We start from the raw sequence: 24961 nt of genomic DNA on the forward strand, positions 1-24961 counted from the left end.
TATGCGCCGAACCACGCTGACCGCCCTCGCCACCATCCTGATGTTGGGGGCGAGCACAGTCGCCGTCGCCCAGGACAAGCCGGAAGCCAAGGGCGAAAAGCCCGCCGCCGCTTCCGAGGGCTGGGTCAAGGCTTCCGCCGAAGAGCGGACCGCCTCCATCACCAACACCATCAACGTGGCCGGCAAGGCGCTGCGCTACAAGGCGACGGCCGGCACGGTCACCATCCGCAACGACGACGGCAAGCCCACCGGCAGCCTGTTCTACGTGGCCTACACCGCTGGTGATAAGCCCGACCCCAAGCGCCCGGTGACCTTCCTGTTCAACGGCGGCCCCGGATCGTCCTCGCTGTGGCTGCACATGGGCTCGTTCGGCCCGCAATGGATCAAGCCGGGCGAGCCGGAGGTGATGAAGCCCGGGCCCTTCTCCCTGGAGGCCAACCCCTACAACCTGCTGGGTGAAAGCGACCTGGTGTTCATCGACATGATGAACGCCGGCTATTCGCGTCCCCTGGGCGACACCCCGGCCAAGACCTTCTACGGCGTGGATCAGGACGTCGATGCGTTCTCGCGCGCCATCCAGCGCTATGTGACGATCAACAACCGCTGGGCCTCGCCCAAGTTCATCTTCGGCGAAAGCTACGGCACGCTTCGCGCCGGCGCCCTGGCCAACGAGCTGCAGGAAAGCGGCATGGCCCTGAACGGCGTCATCCTGCTGTCCTCGATCATGAACTACGGCGTGCGTCAGCCGGGCTACGACCAGAACTACATGACGCTGTTCCCGACCTACGCGGCCACCGCCTGGTATCACAACCGCGTCCAGGACCGCCCCGCCGACCTGGCGACCTTCGTCCAGCAGGCGCGCGAGTTCACCAGCGGTCGTTACGCCGCCGCCCTGGCCAAGGGCGACACCATCTCCGCCGAGGAGAAGAGCGCCGTCGCCAATGAGATGGCGCGTTTCACGGGCCTGTCGCCGCAGTTCATCCTGAACAACAATCTGCGCGTCGAGCTGGGCCGCTTCCGCAAGGAGCTGCTGCGCGACCAGCGCCTGACCGTCGGCCGCCTGGACAGCCGCTATCGCGGCGTTGACGCCGACGCTGGCGGCGCCTCGCCAGAGGGCGACATCTCCAACGACGCGATCACCGGCCCCTACGGCGGCATGGTGCGCGACTATGTGAACAACACCATCGGTTACAAGACCGACCTGGACTACCGCTTGTCGGCCCGCGACGCCGGCGGCTTCGAATGGGATTGGAGGCATCGCGCTCCGGGCCAGGGCTTCGGCGCCCAAACCACCCCCAACACCGCTGTCGACCTGTCCCTGGCCATGCGCAACAACCCGCACCTGAAGGTCCTGGCGCTGAACGGCTATTACGACATGGCCACGCCGTTCTACGGCCTGGAGTTCGACGTCTCGCACATGATGCTCGAACCCGCGCAGCGCAAGAACGTCGAGCTGACCTACTACCCGTCCGGTCACATGATCTATCTGAACCCGGAAGCCATGAAGACCATGCATGACGACGTCGTGCGCTGGTACCGCAGCACGGCCCGCTAGGGACCGACGCTTCGGTTTGAAGACGCGCCCGGCTGGCCCTCCAGCCGGGCGTTTTTCATTGGTCAGGCGTGGTGACCGTCAGCCCGTCGCGGCGCAGGCGGTCCAGCACGCCGTTCTGGCTGACCAGCGAGCGCAGGCTCATCACCGCCACGCTGTGCCCCGGCGTCTTCAGCGCCGCGGCGATGGCCGCGGCCTGGGCGGCGTTGGCCTGGTTCACCTGATCGGCCATGCCCGGCAGGCCGTTGATGCACAGGTCATAGCTGCGCCGGCCGTCCAGGGCGGCGCGCACATTCCCCTCCGCCCAGGCGCGGGCCGTGGCCTGGAACACCACCGGCCCGGCCTCGACTTCCTCCAGCGCCACGTCCAGGCAGGTCAGGCCCGCCGACTCGGGCGCCGCCAGAACCGCCCGTCCCAGGACCACCGCCTCATAGGTGGCCGCCCGACCGGCCTTCACTCGAGCCTTCTTGGCCGCCTTGCCGATGGCCTTGTGCGGCTCGGCCGGGTCGATCCTCATGGCCTTGCGGTTGTCCGACAGCAGCATCAGAGCGCCGGCCACCGGCCGCCATTCCAGATACCGCTCGCCCTTCGTGCCCAGACGCACGGCGGCGTCCTCGACCCGCGCCTGCAGCGGCGGCGGCAGGGGCTGCACGTCCCGCCGCGCCTGCTTGCGCAGGGCTAGCAAACCGCCGATGTCGCCAAGGCCCGCCGTGGCCGCGGCCGGGAGGATCAGGCGGTTGGCGCCGTCCAACCTGCGTTTCAGGATCGTCTGGTCCCAGGCCAGCCCCCTGGGCAAGGCGCTAGGCGCGCCCAGCACATAGACCGTGCTGTCGCTATCGGTGACCTTCCACCAGGCCGGACCGGGCAGGCGCGCCTCGACGATAAGCTCGTCCAGCAGGATGGCTTCGGGATCGATCAGTTCCTGGGCGTGGCTGATAGCCGGCGCCAAGCAGAGGGCCATCGCCAGGCCCGCAATCAATCGACGCATTGATCGGTCTCCACGACGCCCCCGCCCCGGAATCGACCTATATTGATCAGCTTGGAACGAGCTTGACCATGCCCATCCGCCGCCTCCCGCCCGAGACCGTCAACCGCATCGCCGCCGGCGAGGTGGTCGAACGCCCGGCCAGCGCCATCAAGGAGCTGGTCGAGAACGCCCTCGACGCCGGCGCCACGCGGGTCGAGGTCGAGGCTCACGGCGGCGGCCTGACCCGTATCCTGGTGGCCGACGACGGCTGCGGCCTGTCGCCGGACGAGCTGCTGCTGGCGGTCGAGCGCCACGCCACCTCCAAGCTGTCGCCGCAGGAAGACGGCACCTGGGATCTGCTGCGCATCGCCACCTTGGGTTTCCGGGGCGAGGCCCTGCCCTCCATCGGTTCGGTCGCCCGCCTGTCGATCTCCTCCCGCGCAAAGGGAGCGTCCGACGCCCACAGCCTGCTGGTCGAGGGCGGCGCCATGGGCCAGCCGGCCCCCGCCGCCTTCCCCGGCCCGCACGGCGCCCGGGTCGAGGTCCGCGACCTGTTCTACGCCACCCCCGCCCGGCTGAAGTTCATGAAGTCCGAGCGTTCGGAAGCCATGGCCATCGCCGAGGAGATCAAGCGCCAGGCCATGGCGCACGAGGCCGTCGGCTTCACCCTCGACCTCGACGGCAAGCGCGTCCTGCGCCTGTCGGCCGAGCATCCGGGACCGGACGGCCGGCTGGCCCGCCTCGCCGCCGTCCTGGGCCGCGACTTCCAGGACAACGCCATCCTGATCGACCAGGAGCGTGACGGCGTGCGCCTGACCGGTTTCGCCGGCCTGCCCACCTATTCGCGCGGCAACGCCGCCCACCAGTACCTGTTCGTCAACGGCCGCCCGGTCCGTGACCGGCTGCTGCAAGGGGCTTTGCGGGCGGCCTATGCCGACTATCTGGCCCGCGACCGCCATCCGACGGCGGCGCTCTATCTGGAGCTCGACCCGACCCAGGTGGACGTCAACGTCCATCCCGCCAAGGCCGAAGTGCGGTTCCGCGATCCCGCCCTGGTGCGCGGTCTGCTGATCGGCGCCCTGCGCCACAGCCTCGCCGCCGCCGGCCACCGTGCCTCGACCACCGTCGCGGCCGCGGCCCTGGGCGGCTTCCGGCCCCAGGGCGGCCCATCCCCCGCCGGCTTCTCGGCCTGGAGCGCCGGGGGCTGGACGCCTTCAGCCCCCCAGCCTCACACTGGCGTCCTGCCGGGCCTGACCCAGGTGTCCGCCCGGGTCGAGCCCAGCTTTGGCGAGGTGCTTGAACAGGCCGTCGCCTACGCAGATCATTCTCCCGCGTCCCAGCCCGGCTATGTCGATCCCATCGACCACCCGCTCGGCGCCGCGCGGGCGCAACTTCACGAGACCTACGTCGTCGCCCAGACCCGCGACGGCATCATCATCGTCGACCAGCACGCGGCCCACGAGCGCCTGGTCTATGAGCGGATGAAGGTCGAGATGGCCGGCGGCGGCGTCGCGCGCCAGGCCCTGCTGCTGCCGGAGGTGGTGGAACTCGATCCTGCCGAGGCCGAGCGCGTGGTCGCCAAGGCCGACGAGCTGGCCGAGATGGGCCTGATCGTCGAGGGCTTCGGCCCCGGCGCGGTGCTGGTGCGCGAGACCCCAGCCCTGCTGGGCGAGACGGACGCCGGCGCCCTGATCCGCGACATCGCCGATGACCTGTCGGAGAATGGCCAGGCCCTGGCCCTCAAGGAACGCATGGCCGAGGTCTGCGGCACCATGGCCTGCCACGGCTCCATCCGGGCCGGCCGCCGCTTGACCGGCGCCGAGATGAACGCCCTCCTGCGCCAGATGGAGGCCACCCCGCATTCCGGTCAGTGCAACCACGGCCGCCCCACCTATGTGGAGCTGAAACTGGCCGACATCGAGCGGCTGTTCGGAAGACGCTGACCCCTTTTCTCCTGCCCTGTAGCGAAGCGTACGGGGCAGGAGAAGCGGCCAGCACGAGCGCTCCGCCGACGCCGTGGTGCTGACCTGGGACGACTGATCTGCTAGGCTGAAGCCTCCTAACCGAGGATGCCGATGTCTTCCGCCCAAGAGGCCTGGGCCTAAGGGACTGTCCGCCGAAAGGCCTGACGGTCCCGCGAGCCCCCTGACCGCCCGTCGCTGATCTCAGCGGCGCGATCCGTCATGCCTCTTCGGAAGACCTCAAGTGAACATCTCCAAACCGCAGCAAAGGACGCTGCACGCGCTCGCACAAGGCGGGCGCATCCAACTCGTGCGCGACGACCGTGGCGCCATCATCGACGCCGAATGCCTCAGCCATGAGGGATGGCGCCTGGGCGACTGCAACCTCGGCGTCTTCAAGACCCTGAAAAAACGTGGCCTGATCGCCAGCCACCGCGGCCAGCCCTATCGCATCACCCGAGAAGGTCTGCACAGGCTGCGCTCGCAGCTCGACAACCGGGTTTCGGCCAAGCGCTGGTGACGACCCGCCCGCCGACGGTCCAAGCTGTCGGCGGGCGACGCCCTCAAAAGGGGATCGGCGTTCCGTCCCAGGCGATCAGGCGGCCGCTGCTTTGCGCATCCGTCCCATCGATCACCTCCAGCAGACGCGCGGCGCTGTAAGCGGGGGTGAACAGCTTCTCCGCCGCTACGCCCGACTGGAACGGCCGGCTCAGGCCCGTGTCCACCGTACCCGGATGCAGGGCCAGCAGCACCGCGTCGGGCCGCAGGCGCGCGGTCTCCACCGCCATCGTCCGGATCAGTTGGTTCAGCGCGGCCTTCGACGCGCGATAGGCGTGCCACCCGCCAAGCCGGTTATCCTCGATGCTCCCCACCCGCGCCGACAGGGCGGCGAAAACGCTCTTTCCGGTTTTCGGCAGCAGGGGAAGGAAATGCTTGGCCGCCAGGGCGGGACCGATCGCATTGACCTGGAACGCCTTGGCCAGCATCTGCGGATCAAGGGCGCGGAAGGTCTTCTCCGGCGTCAGCCCCTCGCCCTGCAGAAGGCCGCTGGCGATGAAGACCAGGCGGATGGGGATATCGTCGTCGGCCAGGCGGGCGGCCGCGGCGGCGATGCTGGCCTCGTCCTCAAGGTCGATCCGGTCCTCGGCTCTGGCGGCCGAGCGTGACAGGCGCACGACCTCCAGCCCGCTGGCCTCGATCAACTCGGCCACGGCCCCGCCGATCCCGCCGGAGGCCCCGACCACCACCGCTCGCCCGGGTCGTGGAAGGCTGGCCAGGGCCGTCATCAGATCACCCGCAGAAAGAACACCTTGGCCGCGCCGTACTTGCGCTCGTCCAGCAGCTCGAAGCCATCCACCGAAGGGGCCGGCTCGTCGTCGCCCTTCTCCAACATGGCCACGGCGCCGGGCGCCAGCCAGCCCCCGGACAGCAGGCCGGCCAAGGCTTTCTCGCCCAGCCCCTTGCGATACGGCGGGTCGAGGAAGGCCAGTTCGAACGGCGCTCCGGCGCTGGCCGGGCGCTGGCCCAGGTCCGTGGCGTCGCGACGATGCACGCGGGTGTTCCCGAACAGGCCGAAGGCGTCGACGTTCTCGCGGATCGCGCCGCGCGCCGCCTCATCCGTCTCCACGAACAGGCAGAAGGCCGCCCCGCGCGAGATGGCTTCAAAGCCCAAAGCGCCCGAGCCTGCGAACACATCGATCACCCGCAGGTCGCGCACCCCCGGCGACCAGTCGGCATGCTCCAGGATGTTGAACACCGCCTGCCGTGCGCGATCGGAAGTCGGCCGCGTGGCCGAGCCTTCCGGCGCGGATATGGCCTTGCCGCGAAAGGTCCCCGAGACGATCCGCATGCCCTAGCCCTTCTTCGGCCCCGGCCGCTTGGGGCCGTCAGGCTTTTTGGGCGCGTGGCTCGGCTTCTTTTTCGGCTTGGCCCAGCCGGCCTTGTAGACCGGCTTGTCGGCGGCGGCGTCCGCCGCTGCGCCTGGGCGGGGCTTGCGGGACTTGTCGGCGCGGCGCGGGTCGCTGGTCTCCAGGCCCGGCGCCCGGAACGGCTTCTTGAAGCCCCCCGCCTTCACACCAGGACGGGCGGCGGGGCCGCGCGGACGCTCATCCTCGTCGCGAGGGCGGCGGGGCACGAAGTCGCGACCGCCCGGCTTGCGGGGGCCGTCGTCGCGGCGGTCATCGGCGCGCGGCGGACCGCGACGGCTGTCCTTGCGGTCATCCCGCTTTTCCGGCCCAGGGGCGCGACGCTCGAACTTGCCGCCGCCGCGACGGGGGGCGGGCTCGTCCGCCTCGACCACCGCGCCGGAGCCGCGATAGGCCGGCCGGTCGCCCAGGGGCATGGAGCCCGGCGTGATGTGCTCGGCCAGCAGTTCGCGGATCACCCGGGGCCCGACCTCCTCCACCTCGCCCGGCGCCAGCGTGCCCAGCGAGAACGGGCCATAGGCCAGGCGGATCAGGCGGTTGACCTTCAGGTCCAGGGCTTCCAGCACCCGGCGCACTTCGCGGTTCTTGCCCTCGGCCAGGGTCACCGTGATCCAGACGTTGCGGCCGAAGTTGTCGGGGCCCTTGGCCTTGTCCAGGCTGGCCTCGATGGGGCCGTACTTCACGCCCTCGACGGTGATGCCGTTCTTCAGGCGGTCCAGCTTCTCTTGCGTCGTGTGGCCGAAGGCGCGGGCGCGGTAGCGGCGCGGCCAGCCGCTGGACGGCAGTTCCAGCGCGCGGGTCAGGCCGCCGTCATTGGTCAGCAGCAGCAGGCCCTCGGAATTCAGATCCAGACGCCCGACCGAGATCACCCGCCCGATCTCCTTGGGCAGGGCCTGGAACACCGTCGGCCGCCCCTTGGGGTCGTTGTGGGTGGTCACCAGGCCGACCGGCTTGTGATAGCGGAACACGCGGGTGGGTTCGGCCGAGCCGACCACCACGCCGTCGACGGTCAGGATGTCTTTGTCGCCGACCTTGACGGCCGGATGGGTCAGAACAATCCCGTTCAGGGCCACGCGGCCGGCCTCGACCAGGCGCTCGACCTCGCGGCGCGAGGCCACGCCCGCGCGGGCCAGGGCCTTGGCGATCCGCTCGCCGCCGGCGTCGCCGCCTTGACCGCTGGCGGCCTCGTCCTTCAGGTGGGGGTCGTAAGTCTTCTTGTTCATGTCGTCCTGCTTTGGGCCGGGCGCATCTCACGATGGGCCGTAAAGTCGCAAATGCGCAAAGAACCGCCTGACGATCAAGTCGCCCTGCACGACGCCATGGCCCTTGCGCTGGAACAGGCGCGGGCCGCCGCCGAGCGTGGGGAGACCCCCGTGGGCGCCGTGATCCTCGATCCGGCCACGGGCGAGATCGTCGCCGCCGCCGGCAACGGCCCCATCGGCGCCCACGACCCCACCGCCCACGCCGAGATCGCCGCCATGCGCATCGCGGCGCAAAAGCTTGGCAACTATCGCCTCACCGGCCTGACCCTGGTGGTGACGCTGGAGCCTTGCGCCATGTGCGCCGGCGCCATCAGCCATGCCCGCATCGGCCGCGTGGTCTATGGCGCCGATGATCCCAAGGGCGGAGCCGTGGCCCATGGTCCGAAGTTCTTCGAACAGCCCACCTGCCACTGGCGGCCAAGCGTCGACGCCGGGATAATGGCGGACGACAGCGCCGACCTGCTGCGCGGCTTCTTCAAGGCTCGCCGGAAAACCAAGGGAGATGCAGCGTGAAGGCCCTGACCTTGATCACCCTGCTAGCCAGCGCACCAGCCGTTCAGCCCGTTGAGGAGCTGTCCTGGCTGGTCGGAAGCTGGACGCAGAAGACCGCCGAGCGGGATGTCGTCGAGACCTGGGAGCCGCTCGCCAGCGGCGTCATGAAAGGCGTGAGCGTCACCAAGCGGCCGAACCGGCCCGACTTCGTCGAGACCACGACGATCACCACCGAAGCCGCGGGCCCGACCTTCACCGCCACCATCCCCGGCCAGGCGCCGACGGCCTTCGTCCGCCTGCCCGGCCCGCCGGGCGAGGCTGTGTTCGAGAACAAGGCCCACGACTTCCCGCAACGCGTCATCTACCGCCGCTGCGACGAGGACCTCTGCGCTGCGATCGAGGGGACCGTGAAGGGCGAACCCCGGCGCTCTGAGTGGCGGTACCGGCGGATGCGGTAGGCCCCTTGCGTGCTTCGAGACGCGCTTATGCGCTCCTCAGCATGGCGAGCCCTTTAGCCAACTGAATCCGTCATCCTGAGGAGGCCAGAGGTCGTCTCGAAGGACGCACCGCCCCCTCAGACGAAATCCTCGCTCAGCCGGAAATCCAGCCGCTGCTTGACGCCCGGCCAGTCGTAGTCGGTGATCGAGAACACCGCCGTATCCCGCACGTGGCCGGTCCAGGTGATCTTGTGGTTGCGCAGCACGCCTTCCTTGCTGGCGCCCAACTTCAGCACCGCGGCCTGGCTGCGGGCGTTGCGCACGTCGACCATGAACTCGATGCGGATGGCCCCGGCCTCGAAGGCGTGGGTCAGCATCAGGCGTTTGACTTCCGGGTTCACCGGGCCGGACCGGGCGTCGGGGTGCAGGAAGGTGGCCCCCACCTCCAACCCGCTATGGGCGGGGCGCATGTTCAGGTAGCTGGACGTGCCGACCACCTTGCCGTCCTCCAGCCGCCGGATGGCGTAGGCGATGCGCTCGCCGCGATCGGTCTCGGCCTGGAGGGCGCCCCACCAGTCGTCAAAGCCTTCGCCGCAGCCATTGGTCGACATGATCTCCCAGGCTTCGGGATCGCAATCGACGGCCCCGCGCAGTTCGTCGCGCAGTTCCGGGGTGACGGGTTCGAGCCGCACATAGCGGCCCTCGAGGGGGGTGGCTCTCAGATGCATGCGCCCAATCTGCCGTTCCACCCGGGAGTCGGCAAGGCGGCGCTTGCCGCACGCGTCAACTCGTGCAAAATACGATCAAACAAGCGTTTGAACTATAAGGGATGGGCCGCGCCATGGATTTTGACATCTCCCCCAAGCAACGGATGTTTCTGGACCGCGTGGTCGCCTTCATGGACGAGCACATCCGCCCCGCCGTGCCGGAATACGAGCGCGAGATGAACGTCCTGGGCGACGAGCGCTGGAAAGTCGTTCAGGTCGTCGAGGAGCTTAAGAAGAAGGCGAAGGCCGCCGGCCTGTGGAACTTCTTCATGCCGCCGCACAGCGGCCAGACCCATGTGGATGACACCTTCCAGTTCGAGGGCGTGCAGCTCACCAACCTGGAATACAGCCTGATCGCCGAACAACTGGGCAAGATCGGCTTCGCCTCGGAGGTCTTCAACTGCTCGGCGCCCGACACCGGCAACATGGAAGTGCTGATGCGCTACGGCACGCTGGAGCAGAAGGAGCGCTGGCTGCGCCCGCTGATGAACGGCGAGATTCGCAGCGCCTTCCTGATGACCGAGCCGGAGGTGGCCTCGTCGGACGCCACCAACATCGAGACCCGCATCGAACGCGATGGCGACCACTACGTCATCAACGGCCGCAAGTGGTGGTCCTCTGGCGTGGGCGATCCGCGCTGCAAGGTCGCCATCGTCATGGGCAAGACCGATCCCGACAACCCCAGCCGCCACCAGCAGCAGAGCCAGGTCCTGGTTCCCCTGGACGCGCCGGGCATCGAGATCGTCCGCATGCTGCCGGTGTTCGGCTATGACGACGCCCCGCACGGCCACGCCGAAGTGATCCTCAAGAACGTCCGCGTGCCGGTCGAGGAAGCGCTTATCCTCGGCGAGGGTCGCGGCTTCGAGATCGCCCAGGGGCGGCTTGGCCCAGGCCGCATCCACCACTGCATGCGCACCATCGGCACGGCGGAAGTCGCGCTGGAAAAGATGTGCAAGCGCCTGATGAGCCGCAAGGCGTTCGGCAAGTACATCTCCGACCATTCGGTCTGGGAGGAGCGCATCGCCGACGCCCGCATCGACATCGAGATGTGCCGCCTGCTGTGCCTCAAGGCCGCCGACATGATGGACAAGGCCGGCAACAAGTCGGCCCGTCTGGAGATCGCCATGATCAAGGTCGCGGCCCCGCGCCTGGCCCTGAAGATCATCGACGACGCCATCCAGGCCCACGGCGGCGGCGGCGTGACCACCGACTTCGGCCTGGCCAAGGCCTATGCCGGCATCCGCACCCTGCGCCTGGCCGACGGCCCGGATGAGGTCCACCAACGCACCATCGCCCGTATGGAGTACTCGAAGTACGGCGATCTGGCCGCCCGCAGGCGCGCCGAAAAGGACCGCGACCTGGAAGTGGCGGGAATTCGGTAGGGCCAAGGTCTTCCCCCGCTGGGGGAGGGGGACCACGAAGTGGTGGAGGGGGCTTGCTGACTCAGCAGGCCCCCTCCGTCCTTTCAGGACACCTCCCCCAGTGGGGGAGGACCTGGATCAAACCATCAATCCCCGCGTCAGCAGAATCTTGCCGTAGCTCCAGAACGGCGAGGCTAAGCTGGCGGCCATCAGCAGGGCCAGCAGCACGCCGGTCTGCCGGCCGGGCGTCCTGTTCAGCAGGCTCGACGCCGCGCCGCCGAACCACAGGGCCGAAAGCCCGATGGAAAGGGCCGCCCCGGCCAGGGGCGCATAGCCCAGCAGGGCCGCCGCCACCGCGTGGGCCGCCACCAGGGCTCCGCCCACCGCCCGCGCCTGAGCCAGGCCCGCGGTCTCGGACTCCCGCAGCAGACCGATCCGCTTCATGGCGCCGTCCGGACTGGCCAGCAGATATCCGCCCATGGCGCCGCCGATCATGCAGGCGAGAATGGCGAGGACGGTCGAAAGGGTGTGGGAAGCCATGGGGAGAGCTTACTCCGCTCCGTGATGGACCGCCTCGATATTGTGGCCGTCCGCGTCGATGACGAACGCGCCATAATAATTGGGGTGATAGTGCGGCCTCAGGCCCGGCGCGCCGTTGTCCTTGGCGCCCGCCGCCAGCGCCGTCTCGTAGAACGCATCGACCTGAGCCCGGCTTTGCGCCGAAAACGCCACGTGCAGGCCCAGGTTTGGCTTGTCCATGCCGTCTCCCTGCGCCAGCCAGAAGTGCGCCCGCGGGCCGCCCCCAGGGGCCGCCGGGGCCGGCCGGCCATAGCCGCAGAAGGCGACGCTTCCGCTCTGCTCGGCGGTCACGTCCATCAGCGGCACGACGCCGATCGACGCCAGAACACGATCATAAAACACCCTCGCCGTCTTATAATCGACAACCTTGAACCCTAGATGGTCGAGCATTGCGGTGACCTCCCGTATGGACCGCAAACCTAGGACAGATCGGCTGCGGCGTCTTGACTCCATGCGCCGTACAACCTACCTCCCCGGCACGTTGGCACTCAGGGCGGGCGACTGCTAACAGCCCTGCTCGCCAGCGATAAAAACACCAACCCGTAACGCTACGGAGACTCCAGATGAAGTTTCGTCCTCTTGGCGACCGCGTGCTCGTGAAGCGCGTCGAAGAAGAAGAGAAGACCAAGGGCGGGATCATCATCCCCGACACCGCCAAGGAAAAGCCGCAGGAAGGCGAAGTCATCGCCGTCGGCCCCGGCGCCCGCAACGACAAGGGCGATCTGGTCGCCCTGGACGTGAAGGCCGGCGACCGCATCCTGTTCGGCAAGTGGTCCGGCACCGAAGTTAAGGTCGACGGTCAGGACCTCCTGATCATGAAGGAAAGCGACGTCCTGGGCGTGGTCGAGAAGTAAGCCTTCTCCCAACCCGGACCCGTTTGAACGAAATCCTCTTTTAGAAAGGCATCCATCATGGCCGCCAAAGACGTCTATTTCTCCTCCGACGCACGCGACAAGATGCTGCGCGGCGTCAACATCCTCGCCAACGCGGTGAAGGTGACCCTGGGCCCCAAGGGCCGCAACGTCGTGATCGAAAAGTCCTTCGGCGCCCCGCGCTCCACCAAGGACGGCGTGTCGGTCGCCAAGGAAATCGAACTGGCTGACCGCTTCGAGAACCTGGGCGCCCAGCTGATCCGCGAAGTCGCCTCCAAGACCAACGACAAGGCCGGCGACGGCACCACCACCGCCACCGTCCTGGCTCAAGCCATCTGCATCGAAGGCCTGAAGTCGGTCGCGGCCGGCATGAACCCGATGGACCTGAAGCGCGGCGTCGACAAGGCCGTGGCCGTGGTCGTCGAGAACATCAAGTCGTCCTCCAAGAAGGTCACGACCAACCAGGAAATCGCTCAGGTCGGCACCATCTCGGCCAACGGCGACAAGGAAGTGGGCGAGATGATCGCTCACGCCATGGAAAAGGTCGGCAACGAAGGCGTCATCACGGTCGAGGAAGCCAAGTCGCTCCAGACCGAACTGGACGTCGTCGAAGGCATGCAGTTCGACCGCGGCTACCTGTCGCCCTACTTCGTGACCAACGCCGACAAGATGGAAGTGCAGCTCGAAGAGCCGCTCATCCTGCTGTTCGAAAAGAAGCTCTCCTCGCTGCAGCCGCTGCTGCCGGTGCTGGAAGCCGTCGTTCAGTCGGGCCGTCCCCTGCTGATCATCGCTGAAGACGTCGAAGGCGAAGCCCTGGCCACCCTGGTGGTCAACAAGCTGCGCGGCGGCCTGCGCGTCGCGGCCGTCAAGGCTCCGGGCTTCGGCGATCGCCGCAAGGCCATGCTGGAAGACATCGCCATCCTGACGGGCGGCCAGGTCATCTCTGAAGACCTGGGCATCAAGCTGGAAAGCGTCTCGCTCGAAATGCTGGGCCGCGCCAAGAAGGTCACCATCACCAAGGACGACACCACGGTCGTGGACGGCCTGGGCGAAAAGGGCGGCATCGAAGCCCGCATCGGCCAGATCAAGAAGCAGATCGAGGACACCACCTCGGACTACGACAAGGAAAAGCTGCAAGAGCGTCTGGCCAAGCTGGCCGGCGGCGTTGCGGTGATCCGCGTCGGCGGCGCCACCGAAGTCGAAGTGAAGGAGCGTAAGGACCGCGTCGACGACGCGCTGAACGCCACCCGCGCCGCGGTTGAGGAAGGCATCGTCCCCGGCGGCGGCGTCGCCCTGCTGAAGGCTTCGAAGGCTCTGGACGGCCTGACCGGCGACAACGCCGACCAGACCGCCGGCATCGCCATCGTCCGTCGCGCCCTGCAGGCTCCGATCCGTCAGATCGCAGAGAACGCCGGCGTTGAAGGCTCGATCGTGGTCGGCAAGATCCTCGAGAACAACTCGGCCACCTTCGGCTTCAACGCCCAGACCGAACAGTATGTCGATCTGGTCGCCGACGGCGTCATCGACCCGGCCAAGGTTGTCCGCACCGCTCTGCAGGACGCCGCCTCGGTGTCGAGCCTGCTGATCACCACCGAAGCCGCCATCGTCGAAGCCCCCAAGAAGGCTTCGGCCGCTCCGGCCATGCCGGGCGGCGGCATGGGCGACATGGACTTCTAGTCCATTAAAGTCGCCCATCACTAAAGATGGTCAGATCGGCTCCGCCGATCTGACACGGCGACATGGACTTCTAGTCCACTAACCCAGCACCAAGTTGAAGGGCGGGGCCGCAAGGCTCCGCCCTTTTTCTTTGGGAAGTTATCCCCGCCCTTCCCAATCCGCTTAAGCTGTAGCCGTCTCCCCGCACGGGAGGGCGCGTGGCCACGTGTCGTCGTTGCGGGAAGACGCGGACTCCCCCTGGAGGCCGACGACGCCGGGTTTCCTGCTCATCGAAGGCGTCGATCGCAGCGTCCACGACAAGGATCCGCAGCGGAGCGCCAGACGTCTTTCCTGCAACTCCAACCCTACATCGAGCCGTTCGAACGCTCCGCAGCCCTCCCAACCTTCGCGGGTTTCCCCGCGAGGCGGCGAAGCCGTGCGTGCTTCGAGACGCGCTGTCGCGCTCCTCAGCATGACGAGCTTTGTTGCTTTACTGAATCCGTCATCCTGAGGAGGCCAAAGGCCGTCTCGAAGGACGCAGGGCAGCGCCCAAACCACGCACCCGGCTAGGCGCCGGGCCCTCGACCGCCTATCTCGGAAGGCATGAACGCATCCGTGAACGCCCCTTCCCTGCTGGACGCCGCCGGCGTCGATCTCAAGACCGCCGAGAGTATCCTGGGCGAAGCCCTCAAGGGGGCCGATGACGGCGAGCTGTTCATCGAGCGTTCCGAGAGCGAAAGCTTCGTCTTCGACGACGGGCGGCTGAAGACGGCGGCCTATGACGCGGGCGAGGGCTTTGGCCTTCGCGTGGTGGCGGGCGAGACCGCCGGCTACGCCCATTCCTCCGAAATCTCCGAGGCCGCCATCCGCCGCGCCGCCGACAGCGCCAGTCTGGCGCGCCGTGGCTACAGCGGCGTCTCGGCCGAGGCGCCCCGCGCCACCAACGCCAAGCTGTATGGCGAGGACGATCCGGTCTCCAAGCCGGACTTCTCCGACAAGGTCGCCCTGCTGCAGGAGATCGACGCCTTCGCCCGCCAGCGCGATCCACGCGTGGTGCAGGTCATGGCCAGCCTGGCCGGCGAGCGCCGCGTGGTCGAGATCCTGCGCGCCGATGGCCGCCTGCTGCGCGACATCCGCCCCCTGGTGCGGGTCAACGTCCAGATCACCGTCGAGAAGGACGGCCGTCGTGAGACGGGCTCCTCCGGCGCCGGCGGCCGCGCCGGGTTCGAGGCCTGGATCAGCCCCGACAAGTGGCAGGAGCAGGTGGACGAAGCCTTGCGCCAGGCCATGGTCAACCTCGACGCCATCGCCTGTCCGGCGGGCGAGATGGACGTGGTGCTCGGCCCCGGCTGGAACGGCGTGCTGCTGCACGAAGCCGTCGGCCACGGGTTGGAGGGCGATTTCAACCGCAAGGGCATCAGCGCCTTCTCCGGCCGTATCGGCGAGCGCGTGGCGGCCAAGGGCGTCACCGTCTTCGACGACGGCTCGATCCCCGGCCGTCGCGGGTCTCTGACCATCGACGACGAGGGCACGCCCACCGAACGCACCATCCTGATCGAGGACGGCATCCTGGTCGGCTACATGCATGACCGCATGAGCGCGCGCCTGATGGGCATGGAAGCCACCGGCAACGGTCGCCGCCAGTCCTACGCCCACATGCCCATGCCGCGCATGACCAACACCGGCATGCTGGGCGGGTCGCACAAGCAGGAGGAGATGATCGCCTCGATGAAGCGCGGCCTCTACTGCGCCAACTTCGGCGGCGGCCAGGTGGACATCACCAACGGCAAGTTCGTCTTCCAGTGCACCGAGGCCTACATGGTCGAGGACGGCAAGATCACCGCCCCGGTCAAGGGCGCGACCTTGATCGGCGACGGACCCAACGCCCTGACCCGCGTGACCATGATCGGCGACGACTTCGGCTTCGACCCGGGCATCGGCGTCTGCGGCAAGTCGGGCCAGGGCGTGCCGGTGGGCGTGGGCCAGCCCTCCCTGAAGATCACGGGCCTGACGGTGGGCGGCACCGGAATCTAGGTTAGAGGCGTCGGACAGGGCTTTCGGATGCAACCTGTCAGAGATTTAATCTACATGTCAGCCTTGTAATTGGTTTTGGCGAGCGACGTTCGTCATGCCTTCCCCAACGAGTTCTGGGGAGTACAAGTCTATGGCCATCGCGCCGATCATCGCCATCCTGGCCGCCGGCCAACCCGACGCCGCCGCAGTCGTTCAACCCGCGGCGCCGGCCGCCCAGACCGAGGCGGCGACGCAAGGCGTCATCACCTATCCGGCCAGCTTCTTCGCCCCGGCCCAGCCGAACACGGCGATGGACATGATCGACCGCCTGCCGGGCTTTTCGTTCATCCAGGGGGATTCGGTGCGCGGCTTCGCCGGCGGGGCGGGCAACGTCCTGATCGACGGCCAGCGCCCCACCGCCAAGAACGACAGCCTGGGCAACATCCTGCGCCGGGTGCCCGCCAGCCAGGTCGAGCGTATCGACCTGATCCGCGGCAGCGCGCCGGGCATCGACATGCAGGGCCAGACCATCCTGGCCAACATCGTCCGCAAGGGCGGCGTCTCCAGCACCGGCGTGTTCGCCGTGGCCGGCAACTTCCTGCATGACGACCGCGAGGCCTACGCCATGCGGATCGAGGGTTCGCGCCGCAACAACGGTCGCACCCTGGAAGGCGGCCTGTTCATGGGCGGTTTCGTGGACGATGGCGCCGGCGACGGCCCGATCACCCGCCGCGACGCGCAAGGGCGGATCATCAGCCAGGACCGCATCGACACCGAGGGCGACGGCCAGGACACCATCCTCACCGGCGCCTTCGAAACGCCCCTGGCCGGCGGCAAGTTCAAGATCAACGGCCAGCTGCACAACAACCGCTTCTATTACGACGAAAGCCTGCCGGGCATCCAAGGCGTCCAGCGCGACCATGACGAGCAGAACCGCGCCGAACTGGGCGTGCGCTACGACCGCGCCCTGTCCAGCAGCCTGAACCTGGAAAGCCTGCTGCTGCAGCAGCTCAAGAGCTTCGACTACACCTCGCTCTACAAGGAGCCGGGCTCGGTCACGGTGTACGCCAACGAGCGCACCACCGGTGAGACCATCGCCCGCGCCGTGCTCAAGTGGAACAAGTCGCCGACCCTGTCCTTCGAGGCCGGGACCGAGGGTGCCTACAACTGGCTCGACAGCGATTCCGCCTATTCTGAGAACGACACCCCGATCGAGCTTCCCGCCGCCAATGTGAAGGTCAACGAGAAGCGCGGCGAGGTCTTCGTCAACACCACCTACAAGCCCTGGAATCCGCTGACCCTGGAGGCGGGCGTCCGCATGGAAGGCTCGCGCCTGGAATCCAGCGGCGACGTGGACCTGGAAAAGACCTTCACCTTCCTCAAGCCGCGGGCCGTGGCCACCTGGTCGCCCAACGAGCTCAACCAGATCCGCCTGCGCGTCGAGCGTCAGGTGGGGCAGCTGAACTTCAACGACTTCACCGCCTCGTCGGCTCTATCCACGGGGGTCATTTCCACCGGCAACCCCAACCTGGAGCCCGAACACGCCTGGGTGATGGAAGCGGCCTATGAGCGCCGCTTCTGGGGCAATGGCGCGGTGGTCTTCACGGCCCGCCATTTCGAGGTGACCGACGCCATCGACCGCGCGCCGATCTTCACCGCCACCGGCGCCTTCGACAGCCCCGCCAACATCGGCGACGGGACCAAGGACGAACTGGAGGCCCGCCTGACCCTGCCGCTGCAGAAGCTGGGCGTCACCGGCGGCCTGCTGAAGGGCAAGCTGACCTATCGCGACAGCCAGGTCACCGATCCCACCACCGGCGAGGAGCGCGAGCTGTCGGACTACCGCCCGGTGGAGTACGAGCTGAACTTCACGCAGGACCTGTCCAAGTACAAGATCAACTGGGGTGTGAACGTCTTCAGCCAGTGGCGCGAGACCTTCTACCGCTTCGACCAGACCCAGACCTACAAGCTGAAGAGCTGGGTCCACCCGTTCCTGGAATACCGGCCAAAGCCCGACCTTTCGATCCGCTTCGAGATTCCCAACGCCACGGCTCGCGGCTTCAAGCAGATCCGCCAGGTCTATGCCGGCCCGCGCAACACCAGCCCGCTGGCCTATGAGGAGGTTCGCGACCTGGAGTTCGGCCGCAGCTTCTACGTTCGCCTGCGCAAGACCTGGGGCTGACGCCCCTCGCCTTCGCGGACATGAAAAAGGCCCCGGATCGCTCCGGGGCCTTCGTCATTTCAGGCTATGCCGTCGAGGCCTAGGGCATCGACTGGCGGTCGGCGTCCACGTCCGCGTGCGGGTGGTTGGACGCGTCGTTCACGCCATGCGACCACTTCTTGAGGAAGGGCGAGGCGACCAGGAAGGCGACGCCGAAGCCCACGCCCCACCAGCCGATGGTGTTGAACACGCCGGTGGAGGTCTCCAGCGCCTTGGCCGGATCGAGCACCTGACCGCCCACGGTCTCGGTCCCCGCCAGGCTGGCGATGAAGCCGCCGACGTACTGGGCGATGGAGCTGGCCAGGAACCAGACCGCCATCATGAAGGCCACGACCGAGGCCACCGACAGCTTGGTGATCTCCGACAGGCCCACCGGCGACAGGAACAGCTCGCCCGTGGTGTGCAGCAGGTACATGATCGCCAGGAAGATCAGCGGCAGGCGATAGTCGCCGCCGGCGAACTTGGCGCCCCAGACCAGGACCAGGAAGCCCAGGCCCACCTGCAGCAGGCCGAGGCCGAACTTGACCATCGGGCTGATGTCGATGTTGCGCGAGCCGAAGTAGCTCCACGCCCAGGCGAAGATCGGGGCGAAGATCAGGATGAAGCCCGCGTTGAACGACTGGGTCTGAGAAGCCGCCAGGCCGGTATTGACCCAGAAGGTCGCCGCCGGATCGATGCCCGCGGCCGCCAGTTGCTGGGCGTTGCCCAGGGTGACGGCGCCGTTGAACCAGACCAGCGGCTGACCGACGATGGTCAGGTCCACGTTGCGGTCGGCGAACAGGTTGAGGGACGAGCCCGCCTGCTCGAACAGGGTGAAGAACACCACCGAACCCAGGATAAGGATCAGCGCCAGACCCATGCGCTCGCGCTGGACCTTGTTGCAGCGGGTGATCATGAACCAGCCAATATAGGCCAGCGACGCCACCGTGCCGAGCGTAAGGGCCATGCCGACCCAGCTGTAGCGCTGGACCAGCAGCCATACGACGCCGACGCCCAGGAGCGAGCCCAGATAGATCAGGTTCTCGCGGGTGATCGGGCCGGCCACCTTCTCGACCAGCTTGGCCGGTGACGGCGGCTCGCCCTTGCCTTCCAGCAGCGGCTTGCCGAGCACGAAGACCACGAAGCCGAGCAGCATGCCGATGCCGGCCAGGCCAAAGCCCGCCCACCAGCCGACGTTCTGCCCCAGCCAGCCGCACATCAGCGCCGCCCAGAACGAGCCGAGGTTGATGCCGTAATAGTAGAGGGTGAAGCCCGAATCCCGTCGCGGGTCGCCCTGCGGATAAAGCTGGCCGACGATGGCCGAGATGTTGGGCTTCAGGAAGCCCACGCCCATGATGATGAGCGCCAGGGCCAGGTAGAAGATGTTGACGTAGGTCTGGTCACGGCCAGTGACCTCCATCGAGTAGGAGTCCTTGGCCAGCACGGCCGGCAGCGGCGCGTCAGCCGGCAGGTCCGTGATCGCCAGGCCGCCGTCAGCGGTGGCCGTCCAGTCATAGGTCTTGTCGCCGACCTGCAGCTTGACCTCGCGCTCGCCCACGCCCTCGACCTGGAAGACGTATTGCGCGCCCTGATAGGTCAGGACCTGCTGGGCGGGCTTGCCCTCGATGGCCATGGTCAGGTGACCGGCGACCAGGAGCAGCGCGCCGAAGGCCACGGCCTTGCGGGTGCCCAGATACTTGTCGGCCAGGAAGCCGCCGATCAGCGGCAGCAAATACACCAGCGATGTGTACGAGCCGTACTGGGCGTTGGAGAACTTGTCGTCGAAGAGGAAGTGCTGGGTCAGATAGAAGATCAGGATGGCCCGCATGCCGTAGTAGGAGAACCGCTCCCACATCTCGGCGAAGAAGAGGATGATCAATCCTCTCGGGTGATTGCGCAAAAGCTGGATCAGCACCGGGATACCGGTGACCAGCGTCACGAGCAGCCCGAGAACGAGAACGATATTCATACAGAAATCCCGACCAAACCGGCGAGCGCCCGATCCCCCCAGACCGTGCCGCGCTCTCCCCACTGGGCGGGGAGAAAATCATGCGTGTGACAGTTGCACAAGCAACGGCTTTGCGATTGGACCCCGTTTCGTGGGCCATGCGTTCCGTCTCCGCCACAGGAGACCAGCCATGCAATCGAGTGAGAACAACACCCACCCCCTTCGCCTGGAGCGGAAGGACGGCCGTGTGCAGGTCCTTTTCGAAGGTCACCTCATCGCCGACAGCGACGACGTGGTCGTCCTGCGGGAGGCCGACATGGCCCCCGTCTTCTATTTCCCGCGCCAGGATGTGGAGATGGTTGTGCTGCGCAAGAACGACATCGTCACCCAGTGTCCCTACAAGGGCGCGGCGACCCACTTCACCGTCATGCGCGACGCCAAGATCATCGAGCGCTTCGCCTGGTCCTACGAACAGCCCAAGTCGGAAGTGTTCGGCATCGGCGACCGCATCGCCTTCTATCCCGAGCACGTGGAGTTTCGTGAGATCGCCGCCGCCCCGGGCGAAAGCCGCGCGGTTGATACCGACGCCGACCCCCGCGTCGATGAGGTCGTCCAGCATACCGACTCCGGTTCCGGCGCCAGCCAGAAGGAGCATTGGGAATCGAACGTCAGCGATCCGGAGGATGACGAAACGCCGGACGCTCCCGATTCACCGCCCTATCGCGGGGTGGGATCGATCTAGCGCCGCCTAGTAAGCGTCTTCCTCGAACACCCGCGTCACGTCCCCATTCCACGGACCGTGATACTTTTCCAGCAGCCGCTCGGCGGGGGTGATCCCGCTGTCGGCGATGGCTTCGAGTTCGCCCAGATAGGTCGTCTCGTCGATGAAGCCGCCGTCGAGACGGTTGCGGTTCTTCAGGCCCTGCTTGGCGATGGCCACCAGTTCCTTGGCCACATCCTGGCTGGTGCGGCCGCCGACCGTGGCCTTCAGGCCCAGGCGCGGCGTGTCATTGCGCAGGGCGACACGCTCCTCGCGGCTCCAGCCCTTGCAAAGGTCCCAGGCCGCTTCCAGCGCAGCGTCGTCATAGAGGATGCCGGTCCACAGGGCCGGAAGCGCGCACAAGCGGCTCCACGGGCCGCCGTCGGCGCCGCGCATCTCCAGATAGGTCTTGAGGCGCACTTCGGGGAAGATGGTGGTGGTGTGGTCCGCCCAATCCTTCATGCTCGCGCGCTCGCCCGGAACCGCGTCCAGCTTGCCGTCGATGAAGTCGCCGAACCGCTGGCCGGCCACGTCGATGTAGGTGTCGCCACGTTTGACGAAGTACATGGGCACGTTCAGGGCATAGCGGGCATAGGCCTCGAAGCCGAAGCCCTCCTCGAACACGAAGTCGAGCATGCCCGTGCGGTCGGCGTCGGTGTCGGTCCAGACATTGGCCCGGGCCGACAGGAAGCCGTTGGGCTTGCCCTCGGTGAAGGGCGAATTGGCGAAAAGGGCCGTGGCGATCGGCTGCAGGGCCAGGCTGGTCCTGAACTTCCTGACCATGTCGGCTTCGGTGGCGAAGTCGAGATTGGCCTGCACCGTGCAGGTGCGGAACATCATGTCCAGGCCAAGGCCGCCGACCTTGGGCATGTAGTTGCGCATGATGACGTAGCGGCCCTTGGGCATCACCGGAGCCTGCTCGCGGGTGATGGTCGGATGGAAGCCCAGGCCCAGGAATCCGAGGCCCAGCTCGTCGGCCACGGTCCGCACTTCTTCCAGGTGGCCGCCGGTTTCCTGGCAGATGTCGTGCATGGTCTCCAGCGGCGCGCCGGAAAGCTCGAACTGGCCGCCTGGCTCCAGGCTGACATTAGCGCCGTTGCGCTCCAGCCCGATCAGGGTCTCGCCCTCATAGACGCCCTTCCAGCCGAACCGCATCAGGCCGGTCAGCAGGGCATGGATGCCATCGGGGCCGTCATAGGCCGGCGGAGAGTTGTCGCTCAGGCGGAAGCCGAACTTCTCGTGCTCGGCGCCGACGCGGAAAGCCGACTTCGGCTTTTCGCCCTGGGCGAAATAGGCCGTCAGGTCGTCCAGCGAGAGAGGACGGTCGTCCTGCATGCCGTCAGCCATTCCCATCGACTCCCCAGCCGGAAAAACGTGTCGTAAGCCGTTTCGATTGACGACCTACGCCCAAGTGGGCGCTCCGGCGGCCAAGCTCAAGGGCCTAAAGTTCAAGATCGCCAATCGCCCGCCGCGGCTTGCCAAAGCGTAAGCGCGGAGATCGCCGCCGTATCGGCCCGCAGAATGCGTGGCCCCAGCGACACGGGGGTGACGAAGTCCAGGGTCCTCAGACGCTCACGCTCTTCGGGCGCGAATCCGCCCTCGGGGCCGATCAGCACCGCCGCGGCGTCCTGCGGCTTCAGGGCTTCCAGCGCGGGCTTGGCGTCGCCGCCCTCGTCGCAGAACACCAGGGCGCGGGCGGCGTCCCAGCCGTCCAGCATCCGGTCCAGCTTCTCGGGCGCGACCACCTGGGGCACATCCAGGCGGCCCGTCTGCTCGGCGGCCTCCACCGCTATGGCCTGCAGGCGGGCGACATTGGTGTGGTCGGCGTTGGTGCGGCGGGTCACCAGCAGACGCACGCGGCGCGCGCCCAGTTCGGCGGCCTTCTCGACGATGGTCTCCAGCCGGCCGCGCTTGACCAGGGCGACGACGAGATCCAGGTCGGGGCCGATGTGCTGGGGACGGGTCTGTTCCTCGGCGATCAGCTTGGCGCCGCGCTTGGACACCTCGCTCAGCACCGCCCGCCACTCGCCGTCGCGGCCGTTGAACAGCAGCACGGCATCGCCCAGGCCCAGACGCATGACGCTGGTCAGGTAGCGGGCCTGATCCGGCGTCGGCGAAACCTGGCCGCCAGCTTTCAGGGGATCGGTGACGAACAGTCGGATCATACCGCCTCTATAGCGCTCCTTGCGCGTCTGGACAGAGGGTCGGCTCCACGGCACTGATCGGGCATGGCTCGGGGCTATGATCTTTCCGCACGCGAGGCGCGGCGCATGGCGCTGACGGCCCAGGGGTTCGCCGGGACGGCGCCAAGGGGCTCGCCGGCCCGGTTGCGGAGTCTGGTCGACCAGCTGGGCGTGATCCAGATCGACTCGGTCAACGTCCTGACCCGCACCCACTACCTGCCGGCCTTCTCGCGCCTGGACGGCTATGACCGCGCGACGCTGGAGAAGGCGGCGTGGAGCAAGAAGCGCACCCTGTTCGAATACTGGGGCCATGAGGCGTCGCTGATGCCCATGCAGATGCAGCCCCTGTTTCGCTGGCGCATGGCCAGGGCGGCGGCGGGCGACGGCATCTGGAAGGGCATCGCCCGCTTCGCCCGCGAGCGGGCAGACTATGTCGACAACATCCGCGACCGGATCGAAAAGGGCGGCCCCGTCACCGGCGGCGACTTCGCCGAGGGCCCCAAGAAGGCGCCCGGCTGGTGGGAATGGAGCGACGGCAAGCGGGCCCTGGAATGGCTGTTCTGGACCGGCGAGATCACCACCCTGACCCGCCGGGGGTTCGAGCGGGTCTATGACCTGACCGAACGCGCCCTGCCCCACGCCGCCGCCCTGCCGACCCCGTCGGAGGATGACGCCCAGCGCGAGCTGGTCCGCATCGCCGCCCGAGCCATGGGCGTGGCGACCGAGGCTGACCTGCGCGACTATTTCCGCCTGCCCCTGGCCGACGCCCGCGCCCGCGTGGCCGAACTGACCGAGGCGGGCGAGCTGACGGCGGTGAAGGTGCAGGGCTGGGACAAGCCCGCCTATCTGCATGCGGACGCCAAGGCGCGGCGGGCGACCCGCGCGGCCCTGCTGTCGCCCTTCGACAACCTGATCTGGTTCCGCGACCGCACCGAGCGGATGTTCGATGTGAAGGTACGGCTGGAGATCTACACCCCCGCCGACAAGCGTACCCACGGCTATTACGTCCTGCCGTTCCTGGAGGGTGAGGCGATCACCGCGCGCGTGGACCTGAAGTCCGACCGCGGGAGGGGCGCCCTGCTGGTTCAGGCCGCCCATGCCGAGTCCTGGGCGACCAAGGACACGCCCGCCCTGCTGATGGCCGAGCTTCGCCGCATGGCGGCCTGGCTTGGGCTGGAGCGGGTCGAGATCGTGGGCAAGGGCGATCTGGCCCCGGCCTTGTCGGCGCTCTAGGCGCGACCGCCTGGCGGGCCTAGGCTGCCGGGATGAAAACCAAGGCATACGAGAAAGAACTGCGTCACCTGCAGATCCTGCTGGTGCGCTTTCAACAGGCGGCCATCGAGAGCGGCGAACGCGTCGTGGTGATCCTGGAAGGCCGCGACAGCGCGGGCAAGGACGGGACGATCAAGCGGATCGTCGCCCACCTGTCGGCCCGCAACACCCGCGTCGTCGCCCTGCCCAAACCGAACGAACGCGAGCGGGGCCAGTGGTATTTCCAGCGCTATGCCGAGCACCTGCCCACCGTAGGCGAGATCGTGCTGTTCAACCGCTCCTGGTACAATCGCGGCGGGGTCGAGCCGGTCATGGGCTTTTGCACCCCCGACGAGCACGAGGCATTTCTCGAGGACGCTCCGCATTTCGAGCGCATGCTGACCGAGGGCGGCATCAAGCTGGTGAAGTTCTGGCTCGACATCTCCAAGGACGAGCAGGCCGAGCGGCTGGACGCCCGCCGGTCCGAACCGCTCAAGGCCCTGAAGGTCAGCCCCCTGGACGACGAGGCGCAAAAGCGCTGGGACGCCTATTCCAAGGCGCGCGACCAGATGCTGACCCGGACCCACAAGGAGCACGCGCCGTGGATCTGCGTGCGGGCCGACAAGAAAAAGGGCGCGCGGCTGGCGGTGATCCAGCACCTGCTCAAGACCATCGCGCCGAAGGAAATCGCCGCCGAGGCGAAGGCGCCGGATCCGGAGATCCTGTTCACCTTCGACCCGGCGGCGATCAAGGACGGGCGGCTGGCGCCCTGATC

General features: G+C 67.6%; 23 protein-coding genes. 13 read left to right on the forward strand and 10 right to left on the reverse strand.

The window, feature by feature from the left end:
• Position 1: 1 nt before the first annotated feature.
• On the forward strand, positions 2-1555 hold the full coding sequence (locus O5K31_RS15065) for a S10 family peptidase (protein ID WP_269714561.1): 1554 nt from the start codon (positions 2-4) through the stop codon (positions 1553-1555).
• Positions 1556-1610: 55 nt separating this feature from the next.
• On the opposite strand, the gene O5K31_RS15070 is transcribed toward O5K31_RS15065, so the two are convergent.
• On the reverse strand, positions 1611-2540 hold the full coding sequence (locus O5K31_RS15070) for a TraB/GumN family protein (protein WP_269714562.1): 930 nt from the start codon (positions 2538-2540) through the stop codon (positions 1611-1613).
• Positions 2541-2608: 68 nt separating this feature from the next.
• Between O5K31_RS15070 and mutL the strand changes: the two genes are divergently transcribed.
• Together mutL and O5K31_RS15080 are read left to right on the forward strand one after the other, a co-directional pair.
• The gene (gene mutL, locus O5K31_RS15075; RefSeq protein ID WP_269714563.1) at positions 2609-4462 is read left to right on the forward strand and encodes a DNA mismatch repair endonuclease MutL; all 1854 of its coding nucleotides are present in this window, start codon (positions 2609-2611) and stop codon (positions 4460-4462) included.
• Positions 4463-4724: 262 nt separating this feature from the next.
• Positions 4725-5000, forward strand: a complete 276-nt coding sequence (locus tag O5K31_RS15080; protein ID WP_269714564.1) for a YjhX family toxin — start codon at positions 4725-4727, stop codon at positions 4998-5000.
• Between the two features lie 43 nt (positions 5001-5043).
• Here O5K31_RS15080 and O5K31_RS15085 read toward each other — a convergent pair whose 3' ends face one another.
• The 3 genes from O5K31_RS15085 to O5K31_RS15095 are packed head-to-tail and all read right to left on the reverse strand — an operon-like array spanning position 5044 to position 7628.
• Positions 5044-5766, reverse strand: coding sequence for an SDR family NAD(P)-dependent oxidoreductase (locus O5K31_RS15085; RefSeq protein WP_269714565.1), 723 nt, complete (start codon positions 5764-5766; stop codon positions 5044-5046).
• Complete coding sequence (gene rsmD / locus O5K31_RS15090; protein WP_269714566.1) at positions 5766-6329, reverse strand: 16S rRNA (guanine(966)-N(2))-methyltransferase RsmD; 564 nt, start codon at positions 6327-6329, stop codon at positions 5766-5768. Before rsmD ends, O5K31_RS15085 begins: the two co-directional genes overlap by 1 nt.
• A gap of 3 nt (positions 6330-6332) precedes the next feature.
• Positions 6333-7628 carry a pseudouridine synthase gene (locus O5K31_RS15095; RefSeq protein ID WP_269714567.1) on the reverse strand — a complete coding sequence of 432 codons (1296 nt, stop codon included), beginning with the start codon at positions 7626-7628 and terminating at the stop codon, positions 6333-6335.
• A gap of 51 nt (positions 7629-7679) precedes the next feature.
• Between O5K31_RS15095 and O5K31_RS15100 the strand changes: the two genes are divergently transcribed.
• Together O5K31_RS15100 and O5K31_RS15105 are read left to right on the forward strand one after the other, a co-directional pair.
• Positions 7680-8180: a nucleoside deaminase gene (locus O5K31_RS15100; protein WP_442867726.1), complete on the forward strand. Its 501-nt coding sequence runs from the start codon at positions 7680-7682 to the stop codon at positions 8178-8180.
• A complete protein-coding gene (locus tag O5K31_RS15105; RefSeq protein WP_269714568.1) occupies positions 8177-8617 on the forward strand; it encodes a DUF6265 family protein in 441 nt (146 codons plus the stop codon). The genes O5K31_RS15100 and O5K31_RS15105 overlap by 4 nt, the downstream gene beginning before the upstream one ends.
• Before the next feature lie 116 nt (positions 8618-8733).
• On the opposite strand, the gene O5K31_RS15110 is transcribed toward O5K31_RS15105, so the two are convergent.
• Positions 8734-9324, reverse strand: coding sequence for a GNAT family N-acetyltransferase (locus O5K31_RS15110; protein WP_269714569.1), 591 nt, complete (start codon positions 9322-9324; stop codon positions 8734-8736).
• A 113-nt stretch (positions 9325-9437) separates the two neighbouring features.
• Here O5K31_RS15110 and O5K31_RS15115 point away from each other — a divergent pair, with 113 nt between their 5' ends.
• Positions 9438-10745 carry an acyl-CoA dehydrogenase family protein gene (locus tag O5K31_RS15115; RefSeq protein ID WP_269714570.1) on the forward strand — a complete coding sequence of 436 codons (1308 nt, stop codon included), beginning with the start codon at positions 9438-9440 and terminating at the stop codon, positions 10743-10745.
• Positions 10746-10862: 117 nt separating this feature from the next.
• Here the strand turns inward: O5K31_RS15115 and O5K31_RS15120 are convergent, their stop codons facing one another.
• Together O5K31_RS15120 and O5K31_RS15125 are read right to left on the reverse strand one after the other, a co-directional pair.
• A complete protein-coding gene (locus O5K31_RS15120) occupies positions 10863-11264 on the reverse strand; it encodes a hypothetical protein (protein WP_269714571.1) in 402 nt (133 codons plus the stop codon).
• 9 nt (positions 11265-11273) lie between these two features.
• Positions 11274-11693 (reverse strand): VOC family protein, encoded by a 420-nt coding sequence (locus O5K31_RS15125; protein ID WP_269714572.1) that lies wholly within the window; start codon positions 11691-11693, stop codon positions 11274-11276.
• A gap of 173 nt (positions 11694-11866) precedes the next feature.
• On the opposite strand from O5K31_RS15125, the gene groES reads away from it, so the two are divergent.
• From groES to O5K31_RS15145, 4 genes are all read left to right on the forward strand, one after another.
• On the forward strand, positions 11867-12157 hold the full coding sequence (groES, locus tag O5K31_RS15130; protein WP_269714573.1) for a co-chaperone GroES: 291 nt from the start codon (positions 11867-11869) through the stop codon (positions 12155-12157).
• Between the two features lie 57 nt (positions 12158-12214).
• The gene (gene groL / locus O5K31_RS15135) at positions 12215-13852 is read left to right on the forward strand and encodes a chaperonin GroEL (RefSeq protein WP_269714574.1); all 1638 of its coding nucleotides are present in this window, start codon (positions 12215-12217) and stop codon (positions 13850-13852) included.
• A gap of 582 nt (positions 13853-14434) precedes the next feature.
• Positions 14435-15865 (forward strand): metalloprotease TldD, encoded by a 1431-nt coding sequence (tldD, locus tag O5K31_RS15140; RefSeq protein ID WP_269714575.1) that lies wholly within the window; start codon positions 14435-14437, stop codon positions 15863-15865.
• A 130-nt stretch (positions 15866-15995) separates the two neighbouring features.
• Positions 15996-18026 (forward strand): TonB-dependent receptor plug domain-containing protein, encoded by a 2031-nt coding sequence (locus O5K31_RS15145; protein WP_269714576.1) that lies wholly within the window; start codon positions 15996-15998, stop codon positions 18024-18026.
• A 79-nt stretch (positions 18027-18105) separates the two neighbouring features.
• Here O5K31_RS15145 and O5K31_RS15150 read toward each other — a convergent pair whose 3' ends face one another.
• The gene (locus tag O5K31_RS15150) at positions 18106-20013 is read right to left on the reverse strand and encodes a peptide MFS transporter (RefSeq protein ID WP_269714577.1); all 1908 of its coding nucleotides are present in this window, start codon (positions 20011-20013) and stop codon (positions 18106-18108) included.
• Positions 20014-20182: 169 nt separating this feature from the next.
• On the opposite strand from O5K31_RS15150, the gene O5K31_RS15155 reads away from it, so the two are divergent.
• Positions 20183-20734 carry a DUF427 domain-containing protein gene (locus O5K31_RS15155; protein ID WP_269714578.1) on the forward strand — a complete coding sequence of 184 codons (552 nt, stop codon included), beginning with the start codon at positions 20183-20185 and terminating at the stop codon, positions 20732-20734.
• 6 nt (positions 20735-20740) lie between these two features.
• Here O5K31_RS15155 and O5K31_RS15160 read toward each other — a convergent pair whose 3' ends face one another.
• Together O5K31_RS15160 and O5K31_RS15165 are read right to left on the reverse strand one after the other, a co-directional pair.
• Positions 20741-22099 carry a glutamate--cysteine ligase gene (locus O5K31_RS15160; RefSeq protein WP_269714579.1) on the reverse strand — a complete coding sequence of 453 codons (1359 nt, stop codon included), beginning with the start codon at positions 22097-22099 and terminating at the stop codon, positions 20741-20743.
• A 101-nt stretch (positions 22100-22200) separates the two neighbouring features.
• Positions 22201-22917, reverse strand: coding sequence for a 16S rRNA (uracil(1498)-N(3))-methyltransferase (locus O5K31_RS15165; RefSeq protein WP_269714580.1), 717 nt, complete (start codon positions 22915-22917; stop codon positions 22201-22203).
• 63 nt (positions 22918-22980) lie between these two features.
• Between O5K31_RS15165 and O5K31_RS15170 the strand changes: the two genes are divergently transcribed.
• Positions 22981-24168: a winged helix-turn-helix domain-containing protein gene (locus O5K31_RS15170; protein ID WP_269714581.1), complete on the forward strand. Its 1188-nt coding sequence runs from the start codon at positions 22981-22983 to the stop codon at positions 24166-24168.
• Between the two features lie 32 nt (positions 24169-24200).
• Positions 24201-24959 carry a polyphosphate kinase 2 gene (gene ppk2 / locus O5K31_RS15175; protein ID WP_269714582.1) on the forward strand — a complete coding sequence of 253 codons (759 nt, stop codon included), beginning with the start codon at positions 24201-24203 and terminating at the stop codon, positions 24957-24959.
• Positions 24960-24961 lie beyond the last annotated feature (2 nt).

Origin of the sequence: Caulobacter sp. NIBR2454 (assembly GCF_027474405.1) — a bacterium.
GTDB lineage: Bacteria > Pseudomonadota > Alphaproteobacteria > Caulobacterales > Caulobacteraceae > Caulobacter.